At 71.9% G+C, this 24154-nt stretch carries 20 protein-coding genes; 3 read left to right on the top strand and 17 right to left on the bottom strand.

Annotated features, from left to right (window positions below; genetic code table 11):
• Positions 1-167 precede the first annotated feature (167 nt).
• From IE267_RS30170 to IE267_RS30130, 9 genes are all read right to left on the bottom strand, one after another.
• Positions 168-2486 (bottom strand): xanthine dehydrogenase family protein molybdopterin-binding subunit, encoded by a 2319-nt coding sequence (locus IE267_RS30170; RefSeq protein ID WP_161254372.1) that lies wholly within the window; start codon positions 2484-2486, stop codon positions 168-170.
• Positions 2483-4339: a (2Fe-2S)-binding protein gene (locus IE267_RS30165; RefSeq protein WP_229861494.1), complete on the bottom strand. Its 1857-nt coding sequence runs from the start codon at positions 4337-4339 to the stop codon at positions 2483-2485. The genes IE267_RS30170 and IE267_RS30165 overlap by 4 nt, the downstream gene beginning before the upstream one ends.
• The gene (locus IE267_RS30160) at positions 4336-5235 is read right to left on the bottom strand and encodes an FAD binding domain-containing protein (RefSeq protein WP_167152970.1); all 900 of its coding nucleotides are present in this window, start codon (positions 5233-5235) and stop codon (positions 4336-4338) included. The genes IE267_RS30165 and IE267_RS30160 overlap by 4 nt, the downstream gene beginning before the upstream one ends.
• A gap of 334 nt (positions 5236-5569) precedes the next feature.
• On the bottom strand, positions 5570-7219 hold the full coding sequence (locus IE267_RS30155; protein WP_189765472.1) for a beta-N-acetylhexosaminidase: 1650 nt from the start codon (positions 7217-7219) through the stop codon (positions 5570-5572).
• A gap of 160 nt (positions 7220-7379) precedes the next feature.
• Positions 7380-8231: a carbohydrate ABC transporter permease gene (locus IE267_RS30150; RefSeq protein ID WP_373304613.1), complete on the bottom strand. Its 852-nt coding sequence runs from the start codon at positions 8229-8231 to the stop codon at positions 7380-7382.
• Positions 8232-8266: 35 nt separating this feature from the next.
• Complete coding sequence (locus IE267_RS30145; protein WP_189765380.1) at positions 8267-9220, bottom strand: carbohydrate ABC transporter permease; 954 nt, start codon at positions 9218-9220, stop codon at positions 8267-8269.
• A gap of 5 nt (positions 9221-9225) precedes the next feature.
• A complete protein-coding gene (locus tag IE267_RS30140; RefSeq protein WP_189765379.1) occupies positions 9226-10524 on the bottom strand; it encodes an extracellular solute-binding protein in 1299 nt (432 codons plus the stop codon).
• Positions 10525-10769: 245 nt separating this feature from the next.
• A complete protein-coding gene (locus IE267_RS30135) occupies positions 10770-11063 on the bottom strand; it encodes a DUF3039 domain-containing protein (RefSeq protein WP_100578609.1) in 294 nt (97 codons plus the stop codon).
• 89 nt (positions 11064-11152) lie between these two features.
• Positions 11153-11713: a YqgE/AlgH family protein gene (locus IE267_RS30130; RefSeq protein ID WP_161245199.1), complete on the bottom strand. Its 561-nt coding sequence runs from the start codon at positions 11711-11713 to the stop codon at positions 11153-11155.
• Positions 11714-12007: 294 nt separating this feature from the next.
• Here IE267_RS30130 and murA point away from each other — a divergent pair, with 294 nt between their 5' ends.
• Positions 12008-13348, top strand: a complete 1341-nt coding sequence (murA, locus tag IE267_RS30125) for a UDP-N-acetylglucosamine 1-carboxyvinyltransferase (protein ID WP_100578611.1) — start codon at positions 12008-12010, stop codon at positions 13346-13348.
• 309 nt (positions 13349-13657) lie between these two features.
• On the opposite strand, the gene IE267_RS30120 is transcribed toward murA, so the two are convergent.
• From IE267_RS30120 to IE267_RS30095, 6 genes are all read right to left on the bottom strand, one after another.
• Positions 13658-13939, bottom strand: coding sequence for an HU family DNA-binding protein (locus IE267_RS30120; protein WP_003968811.1), 282 nt, complete (start codon positions 13937-13939; stop codon positions 13658-13660).
• Positions 13940-14285: 346 nt separating this feature from the next.
• Positions 14286-15719 (bottom strand): NAD-dependent malic enzyme, encoded by a 1434-nt coding sequence (locus IE267_RS30115; RefSeq protein WP_161245198.1) that lies wholly within the window; start codon positions 15717-15719, stop codon positions 14286-14288.
• Positions 15720-16126: 407 nt separating this feature from the next.
• Positions 16127-18556, bottom strand: a complete 2430-nt coding sequence (locus tag IE267_RS30110; protein ID WP_229861493.1) for a HelD family protein — start codon at positions 18554-18556, stop codon at positions 16127-16129.
• A 117-nt stretch (positions 18557-18673) separates the two neighbouring features.
• Entirely contained in the window at positions 18674-19435 is a 762-nt protein-coding gene (locus tag IE267_RS30105) for an anti-sigma factor family protein (RefSeq protein ID WP_167152965.1), read from the bottom strand.
• On the bottom strand, positions 19432-20019 hold the full coding sequence (locus IE267_RS30100) for a sigma-70 family RNA polymerase sigma factor (protein ID WP_161245204.1): 588 nt from the start codon (positions 20017-20019) through the stop codon (positions 19432-19434). Before IE267_RS30100 ends, IE267_RS30105 begins: the two co-directional genes overlap by 4 nt.
• Before the next feature lie 149 nt (positions 20020-20168).
• The gene (locus tag IE267_RS30095) at positions 20169-20729 is read right to left on the bottom strand and encodes a CGNR zinc finger domain-containing protein (protein ID WP_189765378.1); all 561 of its coding nucleotides are present in this window, start codon (positions 20727-20729) and stop codon (positions 20169-20171) included.
• A 165-nt stretch (positions 20730-20894) separates the two neighbouring features.
• On the opposite strand from IE267_RS30095, the gene IE267_RS30090 reads away from it, so the two are divergent.
• Both IE267_RS30090 and IE267_RS30085 read left to right on the top strand, forming a co-directional pair.
• On the top strand, positions 20895-21113 hold the full coding sequence (locus IE267_RS30090) for a type II toxin-antitoxin system VapB family antitoxin (protein WP_167152963.1): 219 nt from the start codon (positions 20895-20897) through the stop codon (positions 21111-21113).
• 2 nt (positions 21114-21115) lie between these two features.
• Complete coding sequence (locus IE267_RS30085) at positions 21116-21532, top strand: PIN domain-containing protein (protein WP_167152962.1); 417 nt, start codon at positions 21116-21118, stop codon at positions 21530-21532.
• A gap of 8 nt (positions 21533-21540) precedes the next feature.
• On the opposite strand, the gene IE267_RS30080 is transcribed toward IE267_RS30085, so the two are convergent.
• Entirely contained in the window at positions 21541-22695 is a 1155-nt protein-coding gene (locus IE267_RS30080) for a uroporphyrinogen-III synthase (RefSeq protein ID WP_189765377.1), read from the bottom strand.
• Positions 22696-22797: 102 nt separating this feature from the next.
• Positions 22798-24144: an MFS transporter gene (locus IE267_RS30075; RefSeq protein WP_189765376.1), complete on the bottom strand. Its 1347-nt coding sequence runs from the start codon at positions 24142-24144 to the stop codon at positions 22798-22800.
• Positions 24145-24154: the final 10 nt, after the last annotated feature.

The raw sequence follows: 24154 nt of genomic DNA, 5'->3' as shown, positions 1-24154 counted from the left end.
CCGGGCTCCTGAGGTGCTCAGGGGTGAGCGGGCGGCCATACCTGTGTGCCGGGGGTCATCCGGCCGGGGGACCTCGATGCGGGCCGGCACCGATCAGGCCTGCCCGGCTGTCCGAGGTGGCCCTGCTCGGCGCCGTGTACGGGATGTTCGCCGGCGCCGACCAGCGCCTAGCCCTGCTGAACCACGGCCGCCTGCGGCCGGATCGGGAGGCGGTTGACCGGGCGCCCGGTCGCCGCGCGGACCGCGGAGGCGATCGCGGCCGGGGACGTCACCACCGGGACGGCACTCGCGGCCTTCGCACCGAAGGGGGCGACCACGTCCCGCTCCTCGACCAGCTTCACGATGCGGATGTCGGGGGCGTCGAGGGCCGTCGGCAGGGCGTAGCCCGTGAGGTCGGGGTGGCGGATCTGGCCGCGTACCGTCCGCAGGTTCTCGGTCAGCGCCGCACCGACGCCCTGGGTGACCCCGGCCTCGATCCGGGCCGCGAGCTGACGGGGATTCAGGATGCGGCCGACGTCCTGGGCGACGGCGAGTTCGACGACGCGGACCGAGCCGAGCTCGATGTCGACGTCCACGACCGCGCGGATCGCGCAGAACGCCAGGCCGACGAACGCGTCGCCCTGGCCCGCCTCGTCGAGCGGCTCGGTGGGGTGCGGGCGGCACTGGGCGGTGGCCCAGAGCTCCTTGCCGTCCATGGCCTCGCTGACCGTGGTCGACAGGACGCCGTCGTACGAGGTGATCTTGCCGTCGGCGATCTGGAGCAGCTCCGTCGACATGCCGAACTTGTGGGCGAGGGGTTGCAGCAGCTGGGTGCGGACCATCTTGGCCGCGCGCTCGACCGCGCCACCGGACACCCAGGTGTGGCGGCCGTGGGTGGCGGGGCCAGCCGGGGGCTGGTCGGTGTCGACGGGCGCGACGTGCACCTCGTCGATGCCCAGGGTCTCCTGGACGATCTGGCGGGCGAGCGTGGTGAAGCCCTGGCCGGTCTCGACGGCCGCGCAGATGACGGTGGCGACACCGTCCTGGACCTTCACGGTGGCGGTGGACACCTCGTCGGCGCCCTCGGCGCCGAGCATGTGGACCATGCCGAGCGCGTAGCCGACCCCGCGCCGCACCGCGTCCGGTTCGCCCGCGCCCTCGGGGCCGCCCGGCAGCAGCCAGTCGTCCTCGGGAGCGTCCTTGGGGAGGGTGGGGAGGGGGAAGTCGCGTACCGCGCGCAGGAGTTCGGCCACGGGCGCCGGGCAGGTGACCGTCTGCCCGGTGGGCAGCAGGTCGCCCGTCGCGAGCACGTTGCGCATGCGCAGTTCGGCCGGATCGATGCCCAACTTCCCGGCCAGCTTGTCCATTTGGCCCTCGTAGGCCGCGCACACCTGGAGTGCGCCCTCGCCCCGGACGTGTCCGGAGGGCGGGTTGTTGGTGCGCACCGCCCAGCCCTCCACGAAGGCGTGCGGCACGACGTACGGGCCGCAGGCGAACGCGACGGCCGCGGCGAGGGATTCGGAGGACGCCTCGGCGTAGGCGCCCGCGTCGAGCAGGATCTGCGCCTCGACCTTGACCAGGCGCCCCTCCGCGTCCGCGTGGTGGCGGTAGCGCAGCAGGGTGGGGTGGCGGTGGGCGTGGCCGAGGAAGGACTCCTCGCGGGTGGCGGTCAGCTTGACCGGGCAGCCGGTTCTCAACGCCAGTAGCCCCAGCGGGAGTTGGAAGCCGAGGTCCTCGCGGTCGCCGGTCGCGCCGGGCACTCCGGTGACGACGACCTTGACCCGGTCCGGCTCCAGGCCGAAGCAGGCGGCGGCCAGATCGCGGTCGCTGTGCGGGTCGGTGGAGGCGGTGTACAGCTCGACGCCGCCGTCGGGCCGGGGCACCGCGAGGCCCGCCTCGGCGCCGATCGGGGCCGGGTCCTGGCGGCCGATCCGGTACAGGCCCTCGACCACGACCTCGCCGGTCGCCTCGGGGTCGCCGTACTGGAGCGGGATGTGCCGGATCAAGTTGCCGTCGGGGTGCAGCGGTTCGGCCGCGAACGCCTTCTCCGGGTCGGTGACCGGTTCGAGCACCTCGTACTCGACGGCGATCGCCGCGGCCGCGAGGCGCGCGGTGTCGGGGTGGTCGGCGGCCACCGCGGCGATGGGCTCGCCCTGGTGGCGTACGTACTCGGACGCGAAGACCGGGCGGTCGGCGATCCGGCGGCCGAACGCGGGGTCGCCCGGCACGTCGGCGTGGGTCACCACGGCCCGTACGCCCGGCATGGCGACGGCGGCCGCGGTGTCGATGGAGACGATGCGCGCGGACGCGTGCGGGGCGCGCAGCACTGCTGCCCACAGCAGGCCCTCGGCCCACAGGTCGGCCGCGTAGGGGAACGTCCCCTCGGTCTTGGCCCGTGCGTCGCCCGGCGCGAGGGACGCGCCGATGCCGTGCGCGGGCGGCTGCTGCTCCGGCCCCGCCACCGGGGTGGCGCCTTCGGCCGTCGCGGTGGCTGCGTCGTTGCTCACGCCATGCCTCCGTCGTGCGTGTGCGGGGGCTTGGCGCTGCCGGCCCCGGGGGGTGCCTGGTGCGGAATGCGGGCCTCGTCGGCCAGGGCCGCGCCGGCCGCCTCGCGGCCCGCGACCACGTCCTTCACGGCGTCGAGCACGCCCCGGTAGCCGGAGCAGCGGCACAGGTTGCCGCAGAGCGCCTGGCGCGTTTCGAGCTCGGTGGGAGCGTGGTTGCCTTCGAGCAGGTCGTGCACCGTCATGGCCATGCCGGGGATGCAGAAGCCGCACTGCACGGCTCCGCTCTCGGCCAGGGCCCGCTGCACGTCGGAGGGTTCGCCGTCGGTGGCGAGCCCCTCGACGGTACGGACCTCACTGCCGGCCGTGGTCGCCGCGGGCACCAGGCAGGAGGCGACGAGCCGCCCGTCCACCTGCACGTTGCACGCGCCGCACTCGCCCTGTGAACAGCCGTCCTTGGCCCCGGCGAGCCCGAGCCGCTCGCGCAGCACGTAGAGCAGCGACTCGCCGACCCACGCCTCGGTGACGGGCCGGTCGGCGCCGTTCACGCGCAACACGTAGGAGGCACTGGGGTGTTCGAGGTCCGGCGCGCCGACGAAGGCGGGTTCGGGTGCGGCGCCCTCGGGTGCGGGTGCGGCGTCTTCCGCCTCGGGGCGGGGCGCCGCTTCGGGTTCCGGCGCGGCGTCCGGTCGGGACTCGGGCTCGGCTCCGGGCTCGATCCCGGGCTCGATTCCGGCCGCGGTGACGGGGTGGGGCAGCCCGGGTACCTCTGGGGCCTCCGGTGCCTCTGGGGCTTCGGAGACCTCGGAGACCTCTGGAGCGGGGGTCTTGTGAGCCCCGTGGGCCTCCGACAGCTCGGAGACCGCGTCGGCCGCGTGCGCCCCCGGGGCCTCTTGAACCGCGTGAGCCTCATGGACCGCATGGACGTCATGGACCCCGTGGACCGCATGGGCCGTGTGATCCTCGTGCCCTTCGAGTCCGTCCGGGGTCCCGGTCGAGGAGCCGGTCGGCTCGATCGGCTCGTCGGACACCGCGTCCGCCTCGGCCTCGGGCAGCGCGGATGCCTGCGCCTCCGGGACCGCCTCGGCGAGGGGCTCGACGGTCAGCGGTGCTTCCGGGGGCGGCTCCGGCGCGAACGCCGTTACGGGCGCCGCCGGGGCTTCGGGCGCTTCCGGCGCGGCGGGCGCCGGTGCTTCCACCGGCTCCGGGGCGGGCGGCTCGGGGAGCTGGTTCGCCCAGGGCGCGGGGGCGCCGCCCGGCAGGGTCGCGGGCGGGGTCGACCCCCACTGCTCGATCAACGACGAGGTGGTGAACTCGCCGGATTCTTCCGGCAGTTCACCCTCGGCGACCGGGATCGTCCACTGGCCGGTCCCGGCGAGGGAGGGCTCGTCCGCGAAGTTCCACTGGGCCGTCGCGGACGGGTCGTGGGCGGGGTGCGTCGGCGTCGCGGGCACCGGGGTGGGCGCGGGAGGCTCCGGCCACACCACGGTCTGCGCGCCGGGCGCGGGCTCGCCGTCGGACGCGCCGGGCGTGCCCTGGCCGGTCGGCTCGGTCGGGATGCGCCATACGCCGGTGGACCCGGGGTCCGTCGCGGCGGCCGGGGTGAGCGGCACGATCATCGGCGGTACGTAACCGTGGCCGGGCGCCGCGAGGGGGGCGCCCATCAGGTCCATGTCCGGGGGCAGCTGGACGAACGCCGTGGCGTCCGGCTCGTACTCGCCGCCGTGCGGAACCGGCTCCCAGCCGCCGTGCCGGGGCACCTGCCCGTAGCCGTGCTCGTTCTCGCGCTCGGGCTCGTACTGGCCGTTCCGGTCGTCGTTCGGGCTGGTGTTCCGGTCGTTGTTCTGGCTGGTCACGACAGCGCCCTCCCCAGTGCTCGGCGGGCCAACGCGGCGACGGTACGCCGAAGATGCAGTACGGCGGGCGAGAGGGGCGGGGGCGGTGAACCGTCCGCGGGTGGCTCCGGGTCCGGGATGCAGGCGGCGGCCACGTATTCGCCGAACGCGCCGAGCGCTTCGGGGGCGAGCGCCGCGCGCTCGCCGTCCCAGTCGATGAGCGAGGCGATCCAGCGCTCGGCCTCCAGGGGGCGCAGCGGCATCGGCGCGATGGCGCCGACCGCGCAGCGCACCCCGCGCCGGGCCGGGTCGAGGACGACGGCGACCGAGGCGGTGGCCCGGCCGGGGCCGGTGCGGCCGGTGGCCTTGAGGAAAACTTGGGGAGCGTGCAGCAGCGGCACCCGGACATAACCGATCAACTCGGCCGGGGCGAGCATGTCCCGCCCGGCCAGCAGATGCGACACGGGGATTTCACGTCGGGCGCCGCCCGGGCCCGCGATGACGAGGTTGGCTTCGAGCGCGGCGAGCACGGGCAGCGCGTCGCCGGTCGGGGCCGCGGAGGCGATGTTGCCGCCGAGCGTGCCCGCGTTGCGGATCTGCGGGGGTCCGGCGGCGCGCGCGGCGGCGGCGAGCGCCGGAATGAGCGCCGCGAAGTCCGGGCGCCCCATCCGGGCGTGGGTGAGACCGGCGCCGAGCAGGGCGTGGCCGTCCTGGTACTGCCAGCCGCGGATCTCGTTGATCCGGCCGAGTCCGACCAGACCGGCCGGGCGCAGCAGACCGCGGTTGACGGCCGCCATCAGATCGGTGCCGCCCGCGACGGGCACGGCGGCAGGCATGGCCGCGAGCGCCGCCACGGCCTCGTCCAGTGAGGCAGGCAGCGTCACGGACTGCGCCGCCTGCGGTGCGTGCGTGGTCAACCCAGCTGCCCCTTCCCGGTGTCCCGGCCGTACGACTGTGCCGTCTGTGGCCACCTGCTGATGGCCGTACCGTACGTGCTCACAGCCCGGACGTGGCAACTCTGGCACATCTTCCGGACCGGCCGACGGCAGGGTCCGCGAAGCGCGCTTCCGTCCCCGACCTGGGGAATGTTCCGGTTTCGCGGGCGTTGTACGACTTATGCGGTACGCCTGGTTCCGCACGCCGGGTGTTCGTCACAGCGGTCTTCCTCGCAGCCGGTCCCGGCCGGGCGGCCGTGACCCGGGCCCACGCTCCCAGGCACACGGCCGCCGGGCACCGCCCTTGGCGCCGGGCTCACCTGTTTGGGGGCGCCCCCTCGATCGGGCGTCCGACCACTCCCGGACGCTGTTGCCACGGCAACGGCCCGGCGGGCGGCCGGTAGTCGACGCCGAGCGCGTCAAGGCGCTTGTAGTGGGAGGCCATTCGGCGCTCGAAATCGACGAAGTCACGCTCGGCCGGGGCGGGCAGCGCGCTCCAGGCGACCTCGGCGAAGGCGGCGAGCCGGGGGAACACCTGGTAGTCGACGCGGGACTGGTTCTCCATCACCTCGGTCCACGCGTTGGCCTGGGTGCCCAGGACGTGGGCGGCGGCCTCGGGGCCGAGCTGCGGCGGAACGGGCTCGAACCGGTAGACGTCCTCCAGGGTGCGGACGAATCCGATGGGCACGGGCTCGTCCGCGCCGGCGGCCTGCCGGTGATCGAGATACACGTACTGCTCCGGACACATCACGACGTCGTGCCCGGCTTCCGCCGCGGCGATGCCGGCGCCGTAACCGCGCCAGGACGAAACCGCGGCGCCGGGTGCGAGGCCGCCCTCCAGGATCTCGTCCCAGCCGATGAGGCGGCGCCCGCGGGCGCTCAGCCAGGTGTCGAAGTGCCGGATGATCCAGGACTGGAGCTCGTTCTCACCGCCGAGCCCGAGTTCGCGGATGCGGTCCTGGGCGACGTCCGACTTCTGCCACTGCTCCTTGGGGCACTCGTCGCCGCCGATGTGGATGAACGGCGAGACGCCCTCGGGGAAGAGGTCGAGCACCTCCTCCAGCACCCCTTCGTAGAAGCGGAGGGTGTTGTCAGTGGGAGCGAGTACGTTCGGATTGACGCCCCAGGTGTCCCAGACGGAGAGGGAGGCGGTGTCGATGACGTCGGTGTTGCCGAGTTCGGGGTACGCGGCGATGGCGGCCTGCGAATGGCCCGGCAGGTCGATCTCGGGGACGACGCGGATATGCCGCTCGGCCGCGTACGCGACGATCTCGCGGATGTCGTCCTGGGTGTAGTAACCCCCGTGCGGCTTCTCGTCCCACAGGGGCGAGGCCCGATGCCCCCACTTGGTCCGGCTGCGCCACGCTCCGACCTCGGTGAGGCGGGGGTAGCGCTTGATCTCGATGCGCCAGCCCTGGTCGTCGGTGAGGTGGAAGTGGAAGACGTTGAGCTTGTGGGCGGCGATGAGGTCGAGGTAGCGCAGCACGCCGTCCTTCGGCATGAAGTGCCGTGCCACGTCGAGCATGAGCCCGCGCCAGCCGAAGCGGGGGCTGTCCTCGATGGTGACCCCGGGCAGCGTCCAGTCCCGCCCGGCGGCGACCGGGGCCCGCCGGAATGCCTCCGGCCCCAGCAGCTGGCGGAACGTCTGCATCCCGCGGAACACACCGGCGGGCGTGGCTCCTTCGATGAGGGCGGCGACGTTCTGCAGGGTGCGGTCGGTGGAGAGCCGGTACGCCTCCGGGCCGCCGGGCAGGTCGGGGTCGAGCCGCAGCACGATGCGGTCCGCGTTGCCGTCGCCCTCACCGTCGGGCAGGGCGAGCCCTGTTGCGGCGCCGATCGTGCCTCGCAGGAGTGCGGCGAGGGGTTCGGTGCCGGGGGCGGTGTGGAGGGTGGTGGCGGGGGTGAGGCGGTTGGGTGCGTCGGCCTGGTGGGCGGTGCGGGGGGCCGGGATGAGGTGGCTGTCCATGTCCATGGGAGTGGTGATGTGCCTTTCGGTCCGTTCGTACGAGTGGTGTTGGGTTCTGGCCGTTTCTCGCCCCGGCCCTTCCCGCAGCCCTCCGGGGGCGGATGGGGTGGGCGGCTCGTTCCGGGGCTGCGGCCCGGGGGCGGGAGCCACCGGGGCCGGGTCACTTGACCGCACCTCCGACCCCCGAGACCAGCCTCCGCTGCACCAGCACGAAGAACACCAGGACCGGCACGGTCATCACCGTCGACGCCGCCATGATCCCGCCCCAGTCGTTCTCGTCCGGCTTGAAGAAGACGAGCAGCGCCATCGGCAACGTGGACTGCGACGTGTCGCTGATGATGAACGACTTCGCGAACAGGAAGTCGTTCCACGCGGAGATGAAGGAGAAGACGCTCGTCGCCACCAGCCCCGGGAACACCAGCGGGAACAGGATCTGCCACAGGAACCGCGTGCGGCTCGCCCCGTCGAGCGCCGCCGCCTCCTCCAGCGCGACCGGCACCCCCCGCACGAACCCCCGGAGCATCCAGATCGCGAACGGCAGCGAGAACGCGAGGTGCGGCAGGATCAGCGAGCCCAGCGTGTTGAGCTGGCCCAGATCGCGCATCAGGAAGAACAGCGGGATCGTCAGCGCCTCGACCGGCACCATCTGCGCCACCAGGAACATGATCAGCAGCGTGGTGCGGAACTTGAACCGGAACCGCGTCACCGCCGTCGCCGCGAGGAAGGCGATCAGCGCCGAGAGCAGCACCACCGAGCCCGCCACGACCAGGCTGTTGAGGAAGTACCGGCCGAAGTCCTGCTGGGTGAAGACCCGGCGGAAGGAGTCGAGGGACGGGGAGAGCGTCCACGGCCGGGGGTGGCTCGACTGCACCTCCCCCGCCGGTTTGAACGCCGAGAGCACCATCCAGTACAGCGGGAAGGCCACCACGACGGCCACGAGCAGCGCGATCCCCTCGGCGACCAGCCGCCCCGGCCGGCGCACCCCGAGCACCCCGCGCAGCCGTACCCCCATCGCGGACTTGACGGCCCTCCCCGACACCACCGACATCACAGCTCCTCCCCCTGCCTCCGCAGCAGCCGCAGGTACACCAGCGTCGCGGCCAGCAGGATCAGCAGCATCACCACGCCGATCGCCGAGCCGAGGCTGTACTGCGACGAGGCGAACGCCTTCTGGTACGCGTACACATTGAGGACCAGGTTCTGGCCCGCGATGCCGCCCCCGTTCGTCATGACGTAGATCTGCGTGAACACCTTGAAGTCCCAGATGACCGACTGGATGGTGACGACCGTGAGGATCGGGCGCAGCATCGGCACCATGACGGCCCGCCAGATCCGCCACTGCGATGCCCCGTCGAGTGCGGCCGCCTCCAAGACCTCGCCCGGGATCGCCCGGATTCCGGCGTACACCGTGACCATTACGAACGGGAAGGAGCACCAGACCACTTCGAGCAGGACGAGCAGGAACGCGCTGTAGCGCCCGTACGTCCACGAGTGGTCGCCGAGGCCCAACACGCGGTTGACCGGGCCGAAGTCGGGGTCGAAGAGGAACATCCACACGGTGGAGCCGGTGATCGCGGGCGTCGCCCACGCTCCGAGCGCGGCCAGCATGAGGGCGAGCCGAGGCAGCGCCCGCACCCGCGTCAGGAGCACCGCGAGTGCGCAGCCGACGGCCAGGGTGGTCACGACACAGGCCGCCGCGAAGACGACGGTGGCGAACAGCACGGACCAGAACTGGCTGTCCGAGAACAGCGCGGTGTAGTTCGCGAGCCCCTGGAAGCTGGTGGGCTCGCCGCCGCTGACCTGGGCCTGGGTGTACTCCAGGAAGGAGATCAGGCCGAGTTGGTAGATCGGGTAGACGAGCAGCGCGCCGAGGACGGCGAGCGCGGGGGCCAGATAGAGCCACGGTGTCCAGCCGGCCCGTCGGGGCGAGTGGGGACGCGGCCGGCGGCCCCGGGCCGGCGCCGCCACGGGCGCCCGGGCCGTCTCGGGTTCGGCGGTCACGGGGCTCAACCCGCCGCCCCGAACACGTCGTTCATCTTCTTGGCCGCGTCCGTCGACGCCTTCGCGACGTCCTTCTTTCCGCTGACGATCTCCTGGAACATCGTGGGCAGCACGAGCGAGGAGTCGATCTGCCCCCAACCCGGCGACGCGGGAACGAACTTGGCGCCGGCGGCGAGGGTGCGAACGAACGGTTCGACGAAGGGCTGCTTCTTGGCGACTTCGGCGCGCACGTCGGTGTACGTCGGCAGGAAGCCCATCGCGTCGAAGAGTTCGCGCTGGGTGGTCTTGCCGGCGAGCTGTTCCATGAGGGCGACGGCGAGCGTGCGGTGCGAACTGCTCTTCAGGACACCGACGTTGTTGCCGCCGGCGAACGCCGGGGCGACCGATCCTGGTGCCAGGCCGGGCAGCGGCACGACGGCGTACTTGCCCTTGACGGTGCCGGTATCGACGGCCGCATAGTTGAAGTCGCCGCCGATCGCCATGGCCGCCTTGCCGTTCGCGAAGGCGGTGACCGTGGCGTTGCCGCCCATCTGGGCGCACTTGGCGGCCGGGCAGTTGTCGTCGCCGAAGAGCGAGGTGTAGGCCGTTATGCCCTTGCGCGCGGCCGCGCCGTCGAGCGCCGAGGTGTACTTTCCGCCGTTCTCGGTGGCCAGTTCACCACCGTTGGCCCAGAGGAACGGCAGCGCCCCGTAGGTGTAGGCGCCGCCCACCGCGAGCCCGTACAGGTCGGGCCTGGACCGGTGGATCTTCTTGGCGGTCGCGATCAGCTCGTCCTGGGTCTTGGGCACGGCGACGCCGAGGTCCTTGAGGACGTCGGTGCGGTAGTACAGCGCGCGTACGCCCACGAACAGTGGGGCGCCGTACACCTTTCCGCCCACCGTCACGGACTGCCTGGCCGTCGGGTCGGTGTCCTTCGCCTCGTTCCAGGCGGCGAACTCGGCGCTCACATCGGCGAGTCCGCCGTCCTTCACGTAACCAGCGGTGTCGGTGTTGCCGTACTCGATGAGGTCGGGCGCGGAGCCGGGGTCGTTGAAGGCGGCTTTGATCTTCTGGGCGCGGGTCTCGACGGGGATGTACTCGACCTGGACGTCGGCGCCCTTGTGGGACTGCTTGAAGGCGGCCACGGCCTTGTCGACGACCTGTTGCTTGGGGCCGTTGCTCACCTCCTGGAAGAGCCAGACCCTCAGGGTGCCGCTCTTGTCGTCGCTCTTCGCGCTGTTGTCGGAGGTCTGTGGGGCACAGGCGGAAAGGCCGGCGAGGGCAAGTGCCGCCAGCGGCAAGGCGGTTCGGGCAGAGAGCTTCACTGCGGAGATCCTCCCCATGGCCGTTGCAACATACGCAACGAGCGTTTCGCATACTGCAGAACAGGGAGGAGGTTATGGCGGAGGCAAAGGCCCCGGCAAGAGGTCTGGACAACCCGAGGCACACGATCGGGACGGCCCGGGGCACACAAAACGGCCCCTGGGGTGTGCGTGACGCACACCCCAGGGGCCGTTGGACGAAGGCGGACCCGCCGCCGTCCGGGCCGTTCGCCGGGCCCGGTTACCGCCTACTTCTTGTCCTTGCCGCCCTTGTCCTTGTCCTTGTCGCCACCGGCGCCCATGGACTCGTAGATCTCCTTGCACATCGGGCAGACCGGGTACTTCTTCGGGTCGCGTCCCGGCACCCAGACCTTGCCGCAGAGCGCGACGACGGGGGTGCCGTCGAGCGCGCTCGCCATGATCTTGTCCTTCTGGACGTAGTGGGCGAAGCGCTCGTGGTCGCCGTCGCCGTTCGACACCTGGGGTGTCGGCTCTACGAGGGTCCCCGTACCTGCCCCGCGCTCGGGCTCAAGAGTGCTCATAACCACCAAGGGTACTGAAGGCAACCGGATTGAGTGGAGGGGCGTCACCACCCGTTCGTCCCGCCGCCCGCCCCTCGTCCCCCGCGCCGTCAGTTGAGCGAGGGATCGTCCGGATACGTGGCCACCATCGCGAGCTCGCTGCGCTGGCGGCGCAGCACCGCCCGCCACAGGCTCCCCGGCTCCGGGGACGAGACGTCACCGGGCTCCGACTCGACCACGTACCAGGCACCGTCGGTGAGCTCGTCCTCCAGCTGCCCCGGGCCCCAGCCGGCGTACCCGGCGAAGATCCGCAGCGAGCCGAGGGCCGCCGCGAGCAGTTCCGGGGGCGCCTCCAGGTCGACCAGGCCGATCGCCCCGTACACCCGGCGCCACCCGAGCGGCCCCTCGTCGCCGGGGATGACGGCCACGCCGAGCGCCGAGTCGAGCGAGACGGGACCGCCCTGGAAGACCACCCCCGGCTCCCCCGCGAGGCCGGCCCAGGACTCCAGGATGTCGCCGACCCCGACCGGCGTCGGGCGGTTCAGGACCACGCCGAGCGTGCCCTCGTCGTCGTGGTCGAGGAGCAGCACCACCGCACGGTCGAAGTTCGGATCGGCGAGCGCGGGGGTGGCGACGAGCAGCCGCCCGGTGAGCGAGGACACCTCGGTCATGCGGACATGATCCCGCATGTTCGGGGGAACCGGGAAGGAATGCGCCGCGCGAAGCGCGTCAATGAGGGGTGGCGGCCGGGTGACGGGTGGGCGCACGACAGCATCAGGGCACGGTCCGCCGTGCGCCCCCGGGAACGGCCCCGGACACGTGACACTGTGCAGGGCGCTCCGCACGGAGCGTGCTGTAGCGAATTCATTACCTTCGTGAACCCTCCTCGGCCTTATGGGGCAGGGGTGAAAGCCCCTTACCCTTTATCCCTGCCCCTTGCCCGACCACTCCGGAACGCGAGATTCATGACCGGCACAGACGATGTACTGCTTGTCCACGGCGGAACCCCGCTCGAGGGCGAGATCCGCGTCCGCGGCGCGAAGAACCTCGTGCCGAAGGCGATGGTCGCCGCCCTCCTCGGCAGCGGCCCGAGCAGACTGCGCAATGTGCCCGACATCCGCGACGTACGCGTCGTACGGGGCCTGCTGCAGCTGCACGGCGTCACCGTCCGCCCCGGCGACGAGCCCGGCGAGCTGATCCTGGACCCCTCCCACGTCGAGTCCGCGAACGTCGCCGACATCGACGCGCACGCGGGTTCCTCACGCATCCCGATCCTGCTCTGCGGCCCGCTCCTGCACCGCCTGGGCCACGCCTTCATCCCGGGCCTCGGCGGCTGCGACATCGGCGGCCGGCCCATCGACTTCCACTTCGAGGTGCTCCGCCAGTTCGGCGCGACCATCGAGAAGCGCGCCGACGGCCAGTACCTGGAGGCCCCGCAGAGGCTTCGCGGCTGCAAGATCACGCTGCCGTACCCGTCGGTCGGCGCGACCGAGCAGGTGCTGCTCACCGCGGTGCTGGCGGAGGGCGTGACCGAGCTCTCCAACGCCGCGGTGGAGCCCGAGATCGAGGACCTCATCTGCGTGCTGCAGAAGATGGGCGCGATCATCGCCATGGACACCGACCGGACCATCCGGGTCACCGGTGTCGACGCCCTCGGCGGCTACACCCACCGGGCCCTCTCGGACCGCCTGGAGGCCGCCTCGTGGGCGTCCGCCGCGCTGGCGACCGAGGGCAACATCTACGTCCGCGGCGCCCAGCAGCGCTCGATGATGACGTTCCTGAACACCTACCGGAAGGTGGGTGGCGCCTTCGAGATCGACGACGAGGGCATCCGCTTCTGGCACCCGGGCGGCTCGCTCAAGTCCATCGCGCTCGAAACCGACGTGCACCCGGGCTTCCAGACGGACTGGCAGCAGCCGCTGGTCGTCGCCCTCACCCAGGCCACCGGCCTGTCCATCGTCCACGAGACGGTGTACGAGTCGCGCCTCGGCTTCACCTCGGCGCTCAACCAGATGGGCGCGCACATCCAGCTGTACCGCGAGTGCCTCGGCGGCTCGAACTGCCGGTTCGGGCAGCGCAACTTCCTGCACTCCGCGGTCGTGAGCGGCCCCACGAAGCTCCAGGGCGCCGATCTGGTCATCCCGGACCTCCGGGGCGGCTTCTCGTACCTCATCGCCGCGCTGGCGGCCCAGGGCACGTCCCGGGTCCACGGCATCGACCTGATCAACCGGGGTTACGAGAACTTCATGGAGAAGCTCGAAAGCCTCGGCGCGAAGGTCGAGCTCCCCAACGGTTCGCTGGTCTGACCCCCCTGGGGGCTCCGCCCCAAGGCCTCAAGGGCCGGGGGGGGACCCCATGACGGGCTGAAAGGCCCCGCAGCGGGCCCGCACCAAGCAACACCGGTCCACCTCCAGGGGCGCGGGGAACTGCGCGAACGGCCCCCGCGGCCCGCGGACGAAAACGGGTTGGGGGGCGCGGGGAACTCCGCAAAGCGGCCTTCGTAGGCCCCCGGCGCTCACCCCACAGCCCGCGCACGCGAAAAGGGCGGCCACCCTGGAGAACCAGGGTGGCCGCCCTTCGCGTTGTTGCTAAGCGCCTTGCAAAGCCAAGGGTGCTTACTTGCCCTTGGCGGCTTCCTTGAGCTTCGAGCCCGCGGAGACCTTCACGCTGTAGCCGGCCGGGATGTTGATCGGGTCGCCGGTCTGCGGGTTACGAGCGGTACGAGCGGCACGGTGGGTGCGCTCGAAGGTCAGGAAGCCGGGGATGGTGACCTTCTCGTCGCCCTTGGCGACGATCTCGCCGACGGTCTCGGCGAGAGCGGCCAGCACGGCGTCGGCGTCCTTGCGGGTCACCTCGGCGCGGTCGGCCAGCGCGGCCACCAGCTCACTGCGGTTCATGTTCTTACTCCCGTGTTCTTCTTGCCTGTGAGGCGTGCCACGCGGCGGAAGCCGCATGTTGGATACAGCGAAGCCGATGCTGCCAGGGCTCTCGGACAGTCCCCGGACCCGGGTCTGTGTCAGACCCTCGCGCCCGGTTAAGCATCCTGCCCCCACCTATGGCGGGAAAGCCAATCCGGCACCCTCCCGAGTCACCCTGAGTCACACGAAAAGCGCCACTGCCTCATCAAGGTGACGCTCCGTCGACAGGGTGAGGACTCCCGGGCCGGAGCCGGTGCGGATGCGGGTCATGGTCCGCCACCCTAAGGGGGCGTTACTGGGCCCGCATCCCGCGACGCGCCGTAGCTCAGACCGACGTGGGACCCGTCACAGCGGCTCCGGCGGCCTTGGCGGCGTTGCGGACGGCTCCCGCGACGGCTCCGGCGACCTTGTCGTTGAACACCGAGGGAATGATGTAGTTGGCGTTGAGCTCGTCCTCGGCGACGACGTCCGCGAGCGCGCCGGCCGCGGCCAGCATCATGTCCGTGTTGACGGTCCGGGACTGGGCGTCGAGCAGACCGCGGAAGACACCCGGGAAGACCAGCACGTTGTTGATCTGGTTGGGGAAGTCCGAGCGGCCGGTGGCCACAACCGCCGCCGTCTGACGGGCGATTGCCGGGTCCACCTCGGGGTCCGGGTTCGCGAGCGCGAACACGATCGCGCCGTCGGCCATGGCGGCCACGTCGTCGCCGTTCAGGACGTTGGGGGCGGAGACGCCGATGAAGACGTCGGCGCCGACCACGGCCTCCTTGAGGGTGCCGGTGAGGCCCTCGGGGTTGGTGTTGTCGGCGATCCAGCGCAGCGCGGACTCGGGGCTCGCGTCGACGAGGTCCTCGCGGCCCGCGTGGACCACGCCGTGGATGTCGGCGACGACGGCGTTCTTGACGCCGGCCGCGATCAGGAGCTTCAGGATGGCCGTACCGGCCGCGCCCGCACCGGACATGACGACGCGTACGTCACCGATGTTCTTGCCCACCACGCGCAGCGCGTTGGTCAGCGAGGCGAGCACCACGATGGCGGTGCCGTGCTGGTCGTCGTGGAAGACGGGGATGTCGAGGGCCTCGCGCAGCCGGGCCTCGATCTCGAAGCAGCGGGGCGCCGAGATGTCCTCCAGGTTGATGCCCGCGAAGCCGGGGGCGATCGCCTTGACGATCTGGACGATGGCGTCGGTGTCCTGGGTGTCCAGGCAGATCGGCCAGGCGTCGATGTCGGCGAAGCGCTTGAAGAGCGCCGCCTTGCCCTCCATGACCGGCATGGCGGCCATCGGGCCGATGTTGCCGAGGCCGAGCACCGCGGAGCCGTCCGTGACGACCGCGACGGTGTTGCGCTTGATGGTCAGGCGCCGGGCGTCCTCGGGGTTCTCGGCGATCGCCATGCACACCCGGGCCACGCCCGGGGTGTAGATCATCGAGAGGTCGTCACGGTTGCGGATGGGGTGCTTCGACTGCATCTCGATCTTGCCGCCGAGGTGCATCAGGAACGTACGGTCGGAGACCTTGCCGAGGGTGACTCCCTCGATGCCGCGCAGCTGCTCGACGATCTCGTCGGCGTGCGAGGTGGAGGTGGCCGCGATGGTGACGTCGATGCGCAGCTTCTCGTGGCCGGAGGCGGTCACGTCGAGGCCGGTCACCGACCCGCCGGAGGACTCCACGGCCGTGGTGAGCTGAGAGACCGCCGTGCCGCTGGCGGGCACCTCAAGGCGGACCGTCATCGAGTACGAGACGCTGGGCGCCGTTGCCATGACCGTGTTCCTCTGCTTTCCCTAGCTTCGTTGCTAGCACCGCCCCGGCTGTGGCGCGGCGATGCCATCCGATGGTCGCACCTACTGGCTGGTAGCCGATAATGGACGACCCTTTTCGGAAAGTTGTTTCCACCATACGAGAAAGTGGTGGTCGGGCGGAAGACCCTTCGGGCATCCGGCGGCCGACGGGGCCGACCGTGCGCACCAACGACAACAGGCCCACGCCATCCGAAGATGACGTGGGCCTGTCGCTCACGTTAAGACACCGACCCGCCATGCTCGCCTCGCGGCAAGTGGTCGCTCTAAGCGACTAAGGTTGGGCCCGGGGGCTTGGATCGAGCCGGTGTCACAACCAGGCTAACAAACCACTCCGCCAAGTGATCCCCGCATCGCGAGTTGACCCGAAATTAATCGCGGAGCAGGTCTGGCACCCCGTTCGCGTCGGGCTCGTCCCGGTCCCCCGAGACGATCGTGAGCTGCTGCGTCGCCCGGGTCAACGCCACGTACAGCACCCGCAGTCCGGCCGGGGACTCGTCCGCGATCTCGGCCGGGGAGACGACCACCGTGGCGTCGTACTCCAGGCCCTTGGCCTCCAGGCTGCCGAGCGCCACCACCCTCCCCCAGTCTCGGCTTCGCTCGCCCGGGGGGACCCCCATGCCGAGCCCCGCGAGCCAGCGCGCCGCCTGGTCGCGGCGCCGCATGGCGACCACCACGCCGACCGTGCCGTCCACCTGGTCGAGCAGCCGCGCCGCCTCCTCGCGCACCGCACGGGCGAGGTCGCCGCCCCGCACCACGGCGAACCGGGGCTCGACGCCTGTGGACCGCACGGCGGCCGGGGATTTCATGCCGGGCATCGCCAACGCCAGTACGCGGGCGGCCAGTTCGGCGATCTCGGCGGGGTTGCGGTAGTTGACGGTCAGCTCGAAGCGGCGGCGCGGGCGGCTGCCCAGGGCCTCGTCGCGGGCCTCGCCGGCCTCGTCCGGGTCGGACCAGGAGGACTGCGCGGGGTCGCCCACCACCGTCCAGGTCGCGGTGCGTCCGCGCCGGCCGACCATCCGCCACTGCATGGGCGTGAGGTCCTGCGCCTCGTCGACGATGACGTGCGCGTACTCGGTGCGCTCCTGGGCGAGCCGCTCGGCGCGCTCGCGCTGGGTCTCCTCGCGGTGCGGCATCAGCTCCTCAAGGCCGGTCAGCGCGTCCATCGGGTCGTACTCGCGCTTCTTCTTCGGCCGCGCCGGGGCGCCGAGCAGCGTCTCCAACTCGTCGAGCAGGGCCACGTCGTGCACCGAGAAGGCACCGTCGGCGGCGCGCGCCAGCGAGCGGGCCAGGCGCCGCACCTCGCCCTGGTTGAGGACGCGGCGGGCCCAGCGCCCCAGTCTCTTCTCGTCGGCCATCGCGGCCAGCACCCCGCGCGGGGTCAGCTCCGGCCACCACGCGTCGAGGAAGGCGATGAAGGCGTCCTCGGAGGCGATGTCGTCGTCGAAGGAGGAGCGCAGCTCGGCCGCCAGCTCCGGGTCGGTGTGGCGCCCGGAGGCGCCCGACTTCGACCACAGCGCGTCCAGGAGCAGCCTGCGGGCGCGCGGGCGCAGCAGGTTGACGGGCGCCGTGCCGCCGAGCACGGTCTGGCGGATGCGGCGCAGTTCCTCGCCCTCCAGCTCGACGCGCGCGCCGAAGGCGACCACGCGCAGCCGCTGGGCGGGGTGCGGGGCGGGCGCCTGCTCGCCGAGGGCGAGCTGTTCGCCGCCGCGCCGCCGGGAGCGCCCGGGCTGCTCCCCCGGGCCCTCCAGGGCGCCCCTGGCGGCTCTGCGCAGCACGTGGAGCATCCGCGAGGAGCCCTTGATGCGGGCGACCGCCGGGTCGTCGTACTCGGTGGCCTCCACACCGTCCACGAGGTTGCCGACGGCCCGGATCGCGACCTGGCCCTCCTCGCCGAGCGAGGGCAGCACGCCCTCGGTGTACGCGACGAGCAGCGGGGTCGGTGAGACGATCAGGATGCCGCCGGCGTAGCGGCGCCGGTCCTGGTAGAGCAGGTAGGCAGCGCGGTGCAGCGCGACGGCGGTCTTGCCGGTGCCGGGCCCGCCCTCGACGTACGTCACCGAGGCGGCGGGCGCCCGGATCACCAGGTCCTGCTCGGCCTGGATGGAGGCGACGATGTCCCGCATGGTGTGGCTGCGGGCCTGCCCCAGCGCGGCCATCAGGGCGCCGTCGCCGATGACGGGCAGCTCGGCACCGTCCAGGGTCGCCTTCAGCTCCGGGCGCATCAGGTCGTCCTCGACGCCGAGCACCTTGCGGCCCTTGGAGCGGATGACGCGGCGCCGTACGACCCGGCCCGGGTCGACCGGCGTCGAACGGTAGAACGGCGCGGCGGCCGGCGCCCGCCAGTCGATGACCAGCGGCGTGTAGTCGGCGTCCAGGACGCCGATCCGGCCGATGTGCAGGGTCTCGGCGATGTCGGCCGTGCCGTCGGGGCGCACGGCGTCCTCGGCCGGGTCCACCGAGGTGTACGCCCCGTCCGGGCCCTTCTTGCCGTCCTTTCCGAGCAGCAGGTCGATCCGGCCGAAGAGGAAGTCCTCGAACTCGTTGTTGAGCCGGTTGAGATGGACCCCCGCCCGGAAGACCTGGGCGTCGCGTTCGGCGAGGGCGCCGGGCGTGCCGACCTGACCCCGCTTGGCGGCGTCGTTCATCAGGAACTCCGCCTCGTGGATCTTCTCCTCCAGGCGGCGGTACACCTGGTCGAGATGTACCTGTTCCCCAGCGATTTCGCGTTCCCGGACCGAATCCACAGCGGATTCGGCGGTACCGGCAGCGGAATCGACAGCGGCATCCTGCGCGGCCACCGAGGCCCCCTTCTGACGTGCATTGGGCAGCCGTCAACCGTACGCGAAGGGGGACCCGATGTCAGGCCACAATTCGGTGCCGAACCGCATGTCGGGGCGCTCGGAGCGTCCCGCGGCTCACGCCGGAACGTCCACGAGCGCCTTCCCGTCGAACGTACGGACCTCGAAGTGGTCGATCCGGTCGCGGGGCATCGCCGTGCCGCCGTGCACGTACAGCGGGTATTTCGCCGACTCGTGCGGGCTGTCCTTGATCCCGTAGCCCCAGTTCGGCACCGCCCAGGAGGTGACGGTCTCCTGGTCGCCGTTCTTGCCCACCGCGATCAGGCTGCACTTCAGCGGGCCCTTGACGTTCTTCAGTTCCAGGACCGTATGGGTGCCCCAGGCCTTGGCCTCGGTGCCGACGGTCGCGGTGACCCGGGTCCTCGGATCCGTCGCGGAGACCTTCTGGCTCATGTGGTTGAAGAAGGCGTCCTCGGCCGGGCTGGTCGGGTGCGCCTCGGCACTCTGGTGGGTGCCGGTGGACGAGGACGTCGCCACCACCGCGACGGCGGGTCCGCCGACGATCAGCGCGGCCGCGGCCGCCACCAGGTACGTGGTGCGCCGCCGGCGCCTGGCGCGCTGGGCGGCGACCTCGTTGATCAGGGTCGTGGACATGTCGGGCGGGGCGGGCCGCATCGGCTGGGCGGCGGGACCCGGGAACTCCCTGAGCGTGGCGAGCATCGGCTCCATGCCCGCCAGCGCGTCGAGTTCGGCGGCGCACGCCGGGCAGCCCGCGAGGTGCGCTTCGAAGGCGGTGGCCTCGGCGTCGTCCAGGATGCCCAGCGCGTACGCGCCGACAGCCTCGTGCAGCGAGCCTTCCGCGTGGTCCCCGGTCGTCATGTCGTCACCCCCCGTTCCTCCAGTGCGAGTTTCATGGAGCGCAGGGCGTAGAACACCCGGGACCGCACGGTCCCGCTGGGCACGCCGAGCACCTGGGCCGCCTCATTGACGGTACGTCCCTTGAAGTACGTCTCGACGAGTGCCTCCCGGTGCGCCGGGGTCAGGTCGTCGAGTGCGTCGGAGAGGGTCATCAGCCACAACGCCTTGTCGATCTCGTCCTCCGCGGGCATGACCTCCAGCGGCGACGGATCGACCTCCTGCGGCCGGGCCTGCCGGCTGCGGTGTGCGTCGATGACGATGCGGCGCGCGACCGTCACCAGCCAGGGGCGGACCGAACCGGTGGCCCGATTGAGCTGACCGGCGTTCTTCCAGGCACGGATGAGCGTCTCCTGCACGACGTCCTCGGCCCGCTGGCGGTCACCGGCCACGAGCCGCATCACGTACCCGAGCAGCGGCCCCGCGTGCTCGCGGTACAGCGCCCGCATCAGCTCCTCGTCGGGCACGGAGCGGTGCTTGGCCCCTCGCGGACGGTCATCGGCCACGGCGGCATCCTTGCGCAACCGGCACCTCCAGGTCGAGACCATCCCGGTGCGCGGCTGCGCGCCGGTTCGCCCCTCCATACGGGCGGTTGTCGGGAACCGTTCAAAGACGCGCCGGTTTTCTCAACGAACTTTCTTATCGCCGGCCGCCTCGTGAGGGTCTCTCCTCGACGGCCGCTTCTCGACGGGCGCTCTCAGAGCGCGGCGACGCGGCGCCGGTGCCGGGCCACCCGTTCGCGGTTGCCGCACACCTCGCTGGAGCACCAGCGGCGGCGCCGACCGCGCGAGGTGTCCAGGTAGAGCAGCCGGCAGTTGTCGCCCTCGCACTGGCGCAGCCGGGCCCTGGCCTCGGGGTCGGTGAGCAGGTCGACGGCGTCCCGGGCGACGACGGCGAGCAGCGCGGCGCACTCGGGGGCCCGGCACAGGCTGCGGACGAGCCCGCCGTCCGCACCCCTGATCGCGCGGACGCCCGGGGGCGGGGCGGCGGCGAGCGCGTTGATCCGGTCGAGGGCGGCGGACGCGCCCTCGGCCGGCGCCCCGAGCTCCGCATGAATCAACTGAGCTATGCAGCACCGCAGTTCGACGAAACGAGCGGGCCATTCGGCATCCAGGCCGGCGAGCGGGGTGCCGCTCGGGACGAGTCCGGCGCCGAGCAGCCAGCGCCCCAACTCCTCGGCGCTGCCCAGCCGTTCGCTCTCCTGCGCGCCGGTCGCCACCAGATCCAGACAGATCCGCCCGGAGTCGAACCGCGCCATGCGCCTGTCACCGCCTAGGGGTTACCGGTGGGTGCCTCCCCCCAGAGTGCCCGTCCCGGGCCGCCCTCGGAAGACCTCCTACCGGCCGGGCGCGCCCGGGGGGATACGGTGGCTTTGTATGGAACGTGGTCTACCCTTGTATGCAACCAATGCCAGGAGGCCACCATGTCCGCCACGCAGATCGACATCGACGATGAAGCGCTCGCCGAGGCCATGCGATTGTCCGGCTCCCGCACCAAAAAGGAGACAGTCAACCTCGCCCTGCGGGAGTACAGCGAGCGGCGGCGCCGCACCGAGGCCCGCCTCAGGCACTTCAAGCTGGCACAGGACTGGGACGACGAGAGTTTCTGGCGTCTGCACGCCGCCGAGAAAGGCGCCTCCTGAGCATGCTGCGCTACCTGATCGACTCGACCGCCGTCTGGCGGCTCCAGCGGAGCCCCGCGCTCAGCGAGGCATGGGGGCACGAGACCGACGAGGGGAGCATCGGGTCGTGCCACCCGCAGCGCACCGAGTTCCGCCGCTCGGCACGCAATCTGGACGAGTACGACGCGATGACCGCAATGTTCGGCGATCTGTATCCGGACGCCCCCGTGCCCAAGGCCGCCTGGTCGTGGATCGAGACTGCGCAATACAGGCTCGCCGCGCGCGGCCGGCATCAGAGCCTCTCAGTCGTCGACTGGCTGCTGTGCGCGACGGCGGCCCACCATGGTCTCGTGGTACTCCACGACGACAAGGACTTCGCCGCCGCGGCCGACCTGCTCCCCGACATCAGGGAGCACAACGTCAACCACGCACCCCACTGACCCGCCCTCTACCCCTCCCCGTACTTGTCGTCCGCCGCCGGGTCCAGGGCGAGGCGGTAGCCGCGCTTGACCACCGTCTGGATGATGCGGGGAGCGCCAACTGACGTACGCAGACGGGCCATTGCCGTTTCCACGGCGTGTTCGTCCGTGCCGGAGCCCGGCAGCGCGCGCAGCAGTTCGGCGCGGGGCACCACCCAGCCGGGGCGGCGGGCGAGGGTGCGCAGGAGGGCCATGCCCGCGGGGGGCACGGGCTTCAGTTCGCCGTCCACCACCACCGCCTGGCCGCGGATCTCGACCCGGCACCCCGCCAGCGGCAACACCCTTGCCCGGGAGGGCAGTTCGGCGCACACGAGCTGGACGAGCGGGCCCAGGCGGAAGCGCTCGGGCGCGAAGGTGGTCACGCCGTGGGCCTGGAGCGGCAGTGCGGTGACCGGGCCGACGCAGGCCACCAGCACCTCGTCGTGCAGCGCGGACAGCAGCTCGGCGAGCATGCCGCGTTCCTCGGCCCGCTTCAGGAGCGAGGCAGCGGCGGGAGCGCTGGTGAAGGTGAGCGCGTCCAGGCCGCGGGTGACGGTGGCGTCCAGGAGCCGGTCGAGCGGCACCGGGTCCTGCGGCGGCAGCCAGCGGTAGACCGGCACCCCGACGACCTCGGCGCCGGCCGCGCGCAGTGCCTCCACGAAGCCGGGCAGCGGCTCGCCGTGCAGCTGGATCGCGATGCGCCGGCCCGCCACGCCCTCGGCGAGCAGCCGGTCGAGCACTTCGGCCATCGACTCGGACGACGGCGACCACCGCTCGGTGAGCCCGGCGGCCCGTACCGCGCCCTTGACCTTGGGTCCCCGTGCGAGGAGCTCGACGCCCCCCAGCGTCTTGAGAAGGGCCTCCCCCATGCCCCAGCCGTCGGCGGCCTCGACCCAGCCGCGGAACCCGATGGCGGTGGTGGCCACCACCGTGTCGGGTACCTCGGAGATCAACTCCCGGGTGGCGGCGAGCAGTTCGCGGTCGTCGGCGAGCGGCACGATCCGCAGCGCGGGCGCGTGCAGCACGGCGGCCCCCCGCCGGGTGAGCAGCGTCGCGAGCTCGTCGGCCCGGCGGGCGGCGGTGACTCCGACGGTGAACCCGGCGAGCGGCCCGTGCGGTGCGGCCACTTCTGCTTCTGCGGACATGACTCTCCAGGTGGTGCGGTGGCGTCCGAGACTGCCAAGGCGGCGTGACGCCCGGGGTTCCCCCGGATTTCCCGGGTGTTACGTCACCCCGCACGGCCAGGATCACACCTGGGCGCGGGCGGGCGCGGGTGCGGGGGACGCGGGCGACACGGGGGCTGCGGCGGGCGTGCGGACGTATACCGCCCAGGTCACCGCGGAACAGGCCGCGTAGCAGGCGAGGAAGGCGGCGAAGGCGGCGGTGCCGGTGCCCGAGGCCTGGAAGGACTGGCGGAAGGCGAGGTTGATGGCGAGCCCGCCGAGCCCGCCGATCGCCCCGACGATCCCCATCGCCGCACCCGAGAGCCGCCGCCCGTAGGCCGCGGCCTCCTCCCCCACGAGACCCCGCGCGAGCGCCTTGGCCTGGAAGACGGCGGGGATCATCTTGTACGTGGAGCCGTTGCCGAGCCCGCTGAGCACGAACAGGGCGATGAACCCGGCGAGGAAGACCGGCAGCGACTTCTGTGCGGAGGCGTACAGGACGACTCCGGTGGCGGCGGCCATCGCGGCGAAGTTCCACAGGGTGATCCGGGCGCCGCCCCAGCGGTCGGCGAGGCGGCCGCCGACGGGCCGGATCAGGGAGCCGAGCAACGGCCCGATGAAGGTGAGCGAGGCGGCCTGCAGCGGGGTGCGGCCGAACTGGGTCTGGAGCACCAGGCCGAAGGCGAAGCCGTAGCCGATGAAGGAGCCGAAGGTGCCGACGTAGAGGACCGCCATGATCCAGGTGTGCCCGTCGCGCAGCGCCCCGGTGACCGCACCCCTGTCGTTGCGTACGGGCGCGAGGTTGTCCATGCCGAGCGCAGCCGCGAGCCCGGCGAGGGCGACCAGCGGCAGGTAGACGGCGAGCACGATGCGCGGGTGGGTGGCCCCGGCGGTCGCGACGACGAGCAGCCCGACGAGCTGCACCACCGGGACGCCGAGGTTGCCGCCGCCGGCGTTCAGGCCGAGCGCCCAGCCCTTCTCGCGGAGCGGGAAGAAGGCGTTGATGTTGGTCATGGAGGAAGCGAAGTTGCCGCCGCCCACCCCGGCGAGCGCGGACACGAGCAGGAACGTGGTGTACGAGGTGCCCGGCTCCATCGCGAACCAGGCGGCGCCCGCCGGGAGCAGGAGCAGCAGGGAGCTGAAGACGCTCCAGTTGCGGCCGCCGAAGCGGGCGACGGCGAAGGTGTAGGGGATGCGGACGAGGGCGCCGACGAGGGTCGACACCGAAATGAGGAAGAACTTGCCCGCGGGATCGACTCCGTAGGCGGGGCCCATGAAGAGGACCATCACCGACCACAGGCTCCAGATGGAGAACCCGACGTGTTCGCAGAACACGGACAGGAACAGGTTGCGCCGGGCGACGCGCCTGCCCGTCTCGCGCCAGAAGGTGTCGTCCTCCGGCTCCCACCGCTCGATCCAACGGCCGGTCATCTTGCCTCCA

The sequence above is a fragment of the Streptomyces xanthochromogenes genome, assembly GCF_014650455.1.
GTDB lineage: Bacteria > Actinomycetota > Actinomycetes > Streptomycetales > Streptomycetaceae > Streptomyces > Streptomyces xanthochromogenes.
The sequence above is the reverse complement of the archived record's forward strand: the minus strand, read 5'-3'. Positions and strand labels throughout refer to the sequence as shown.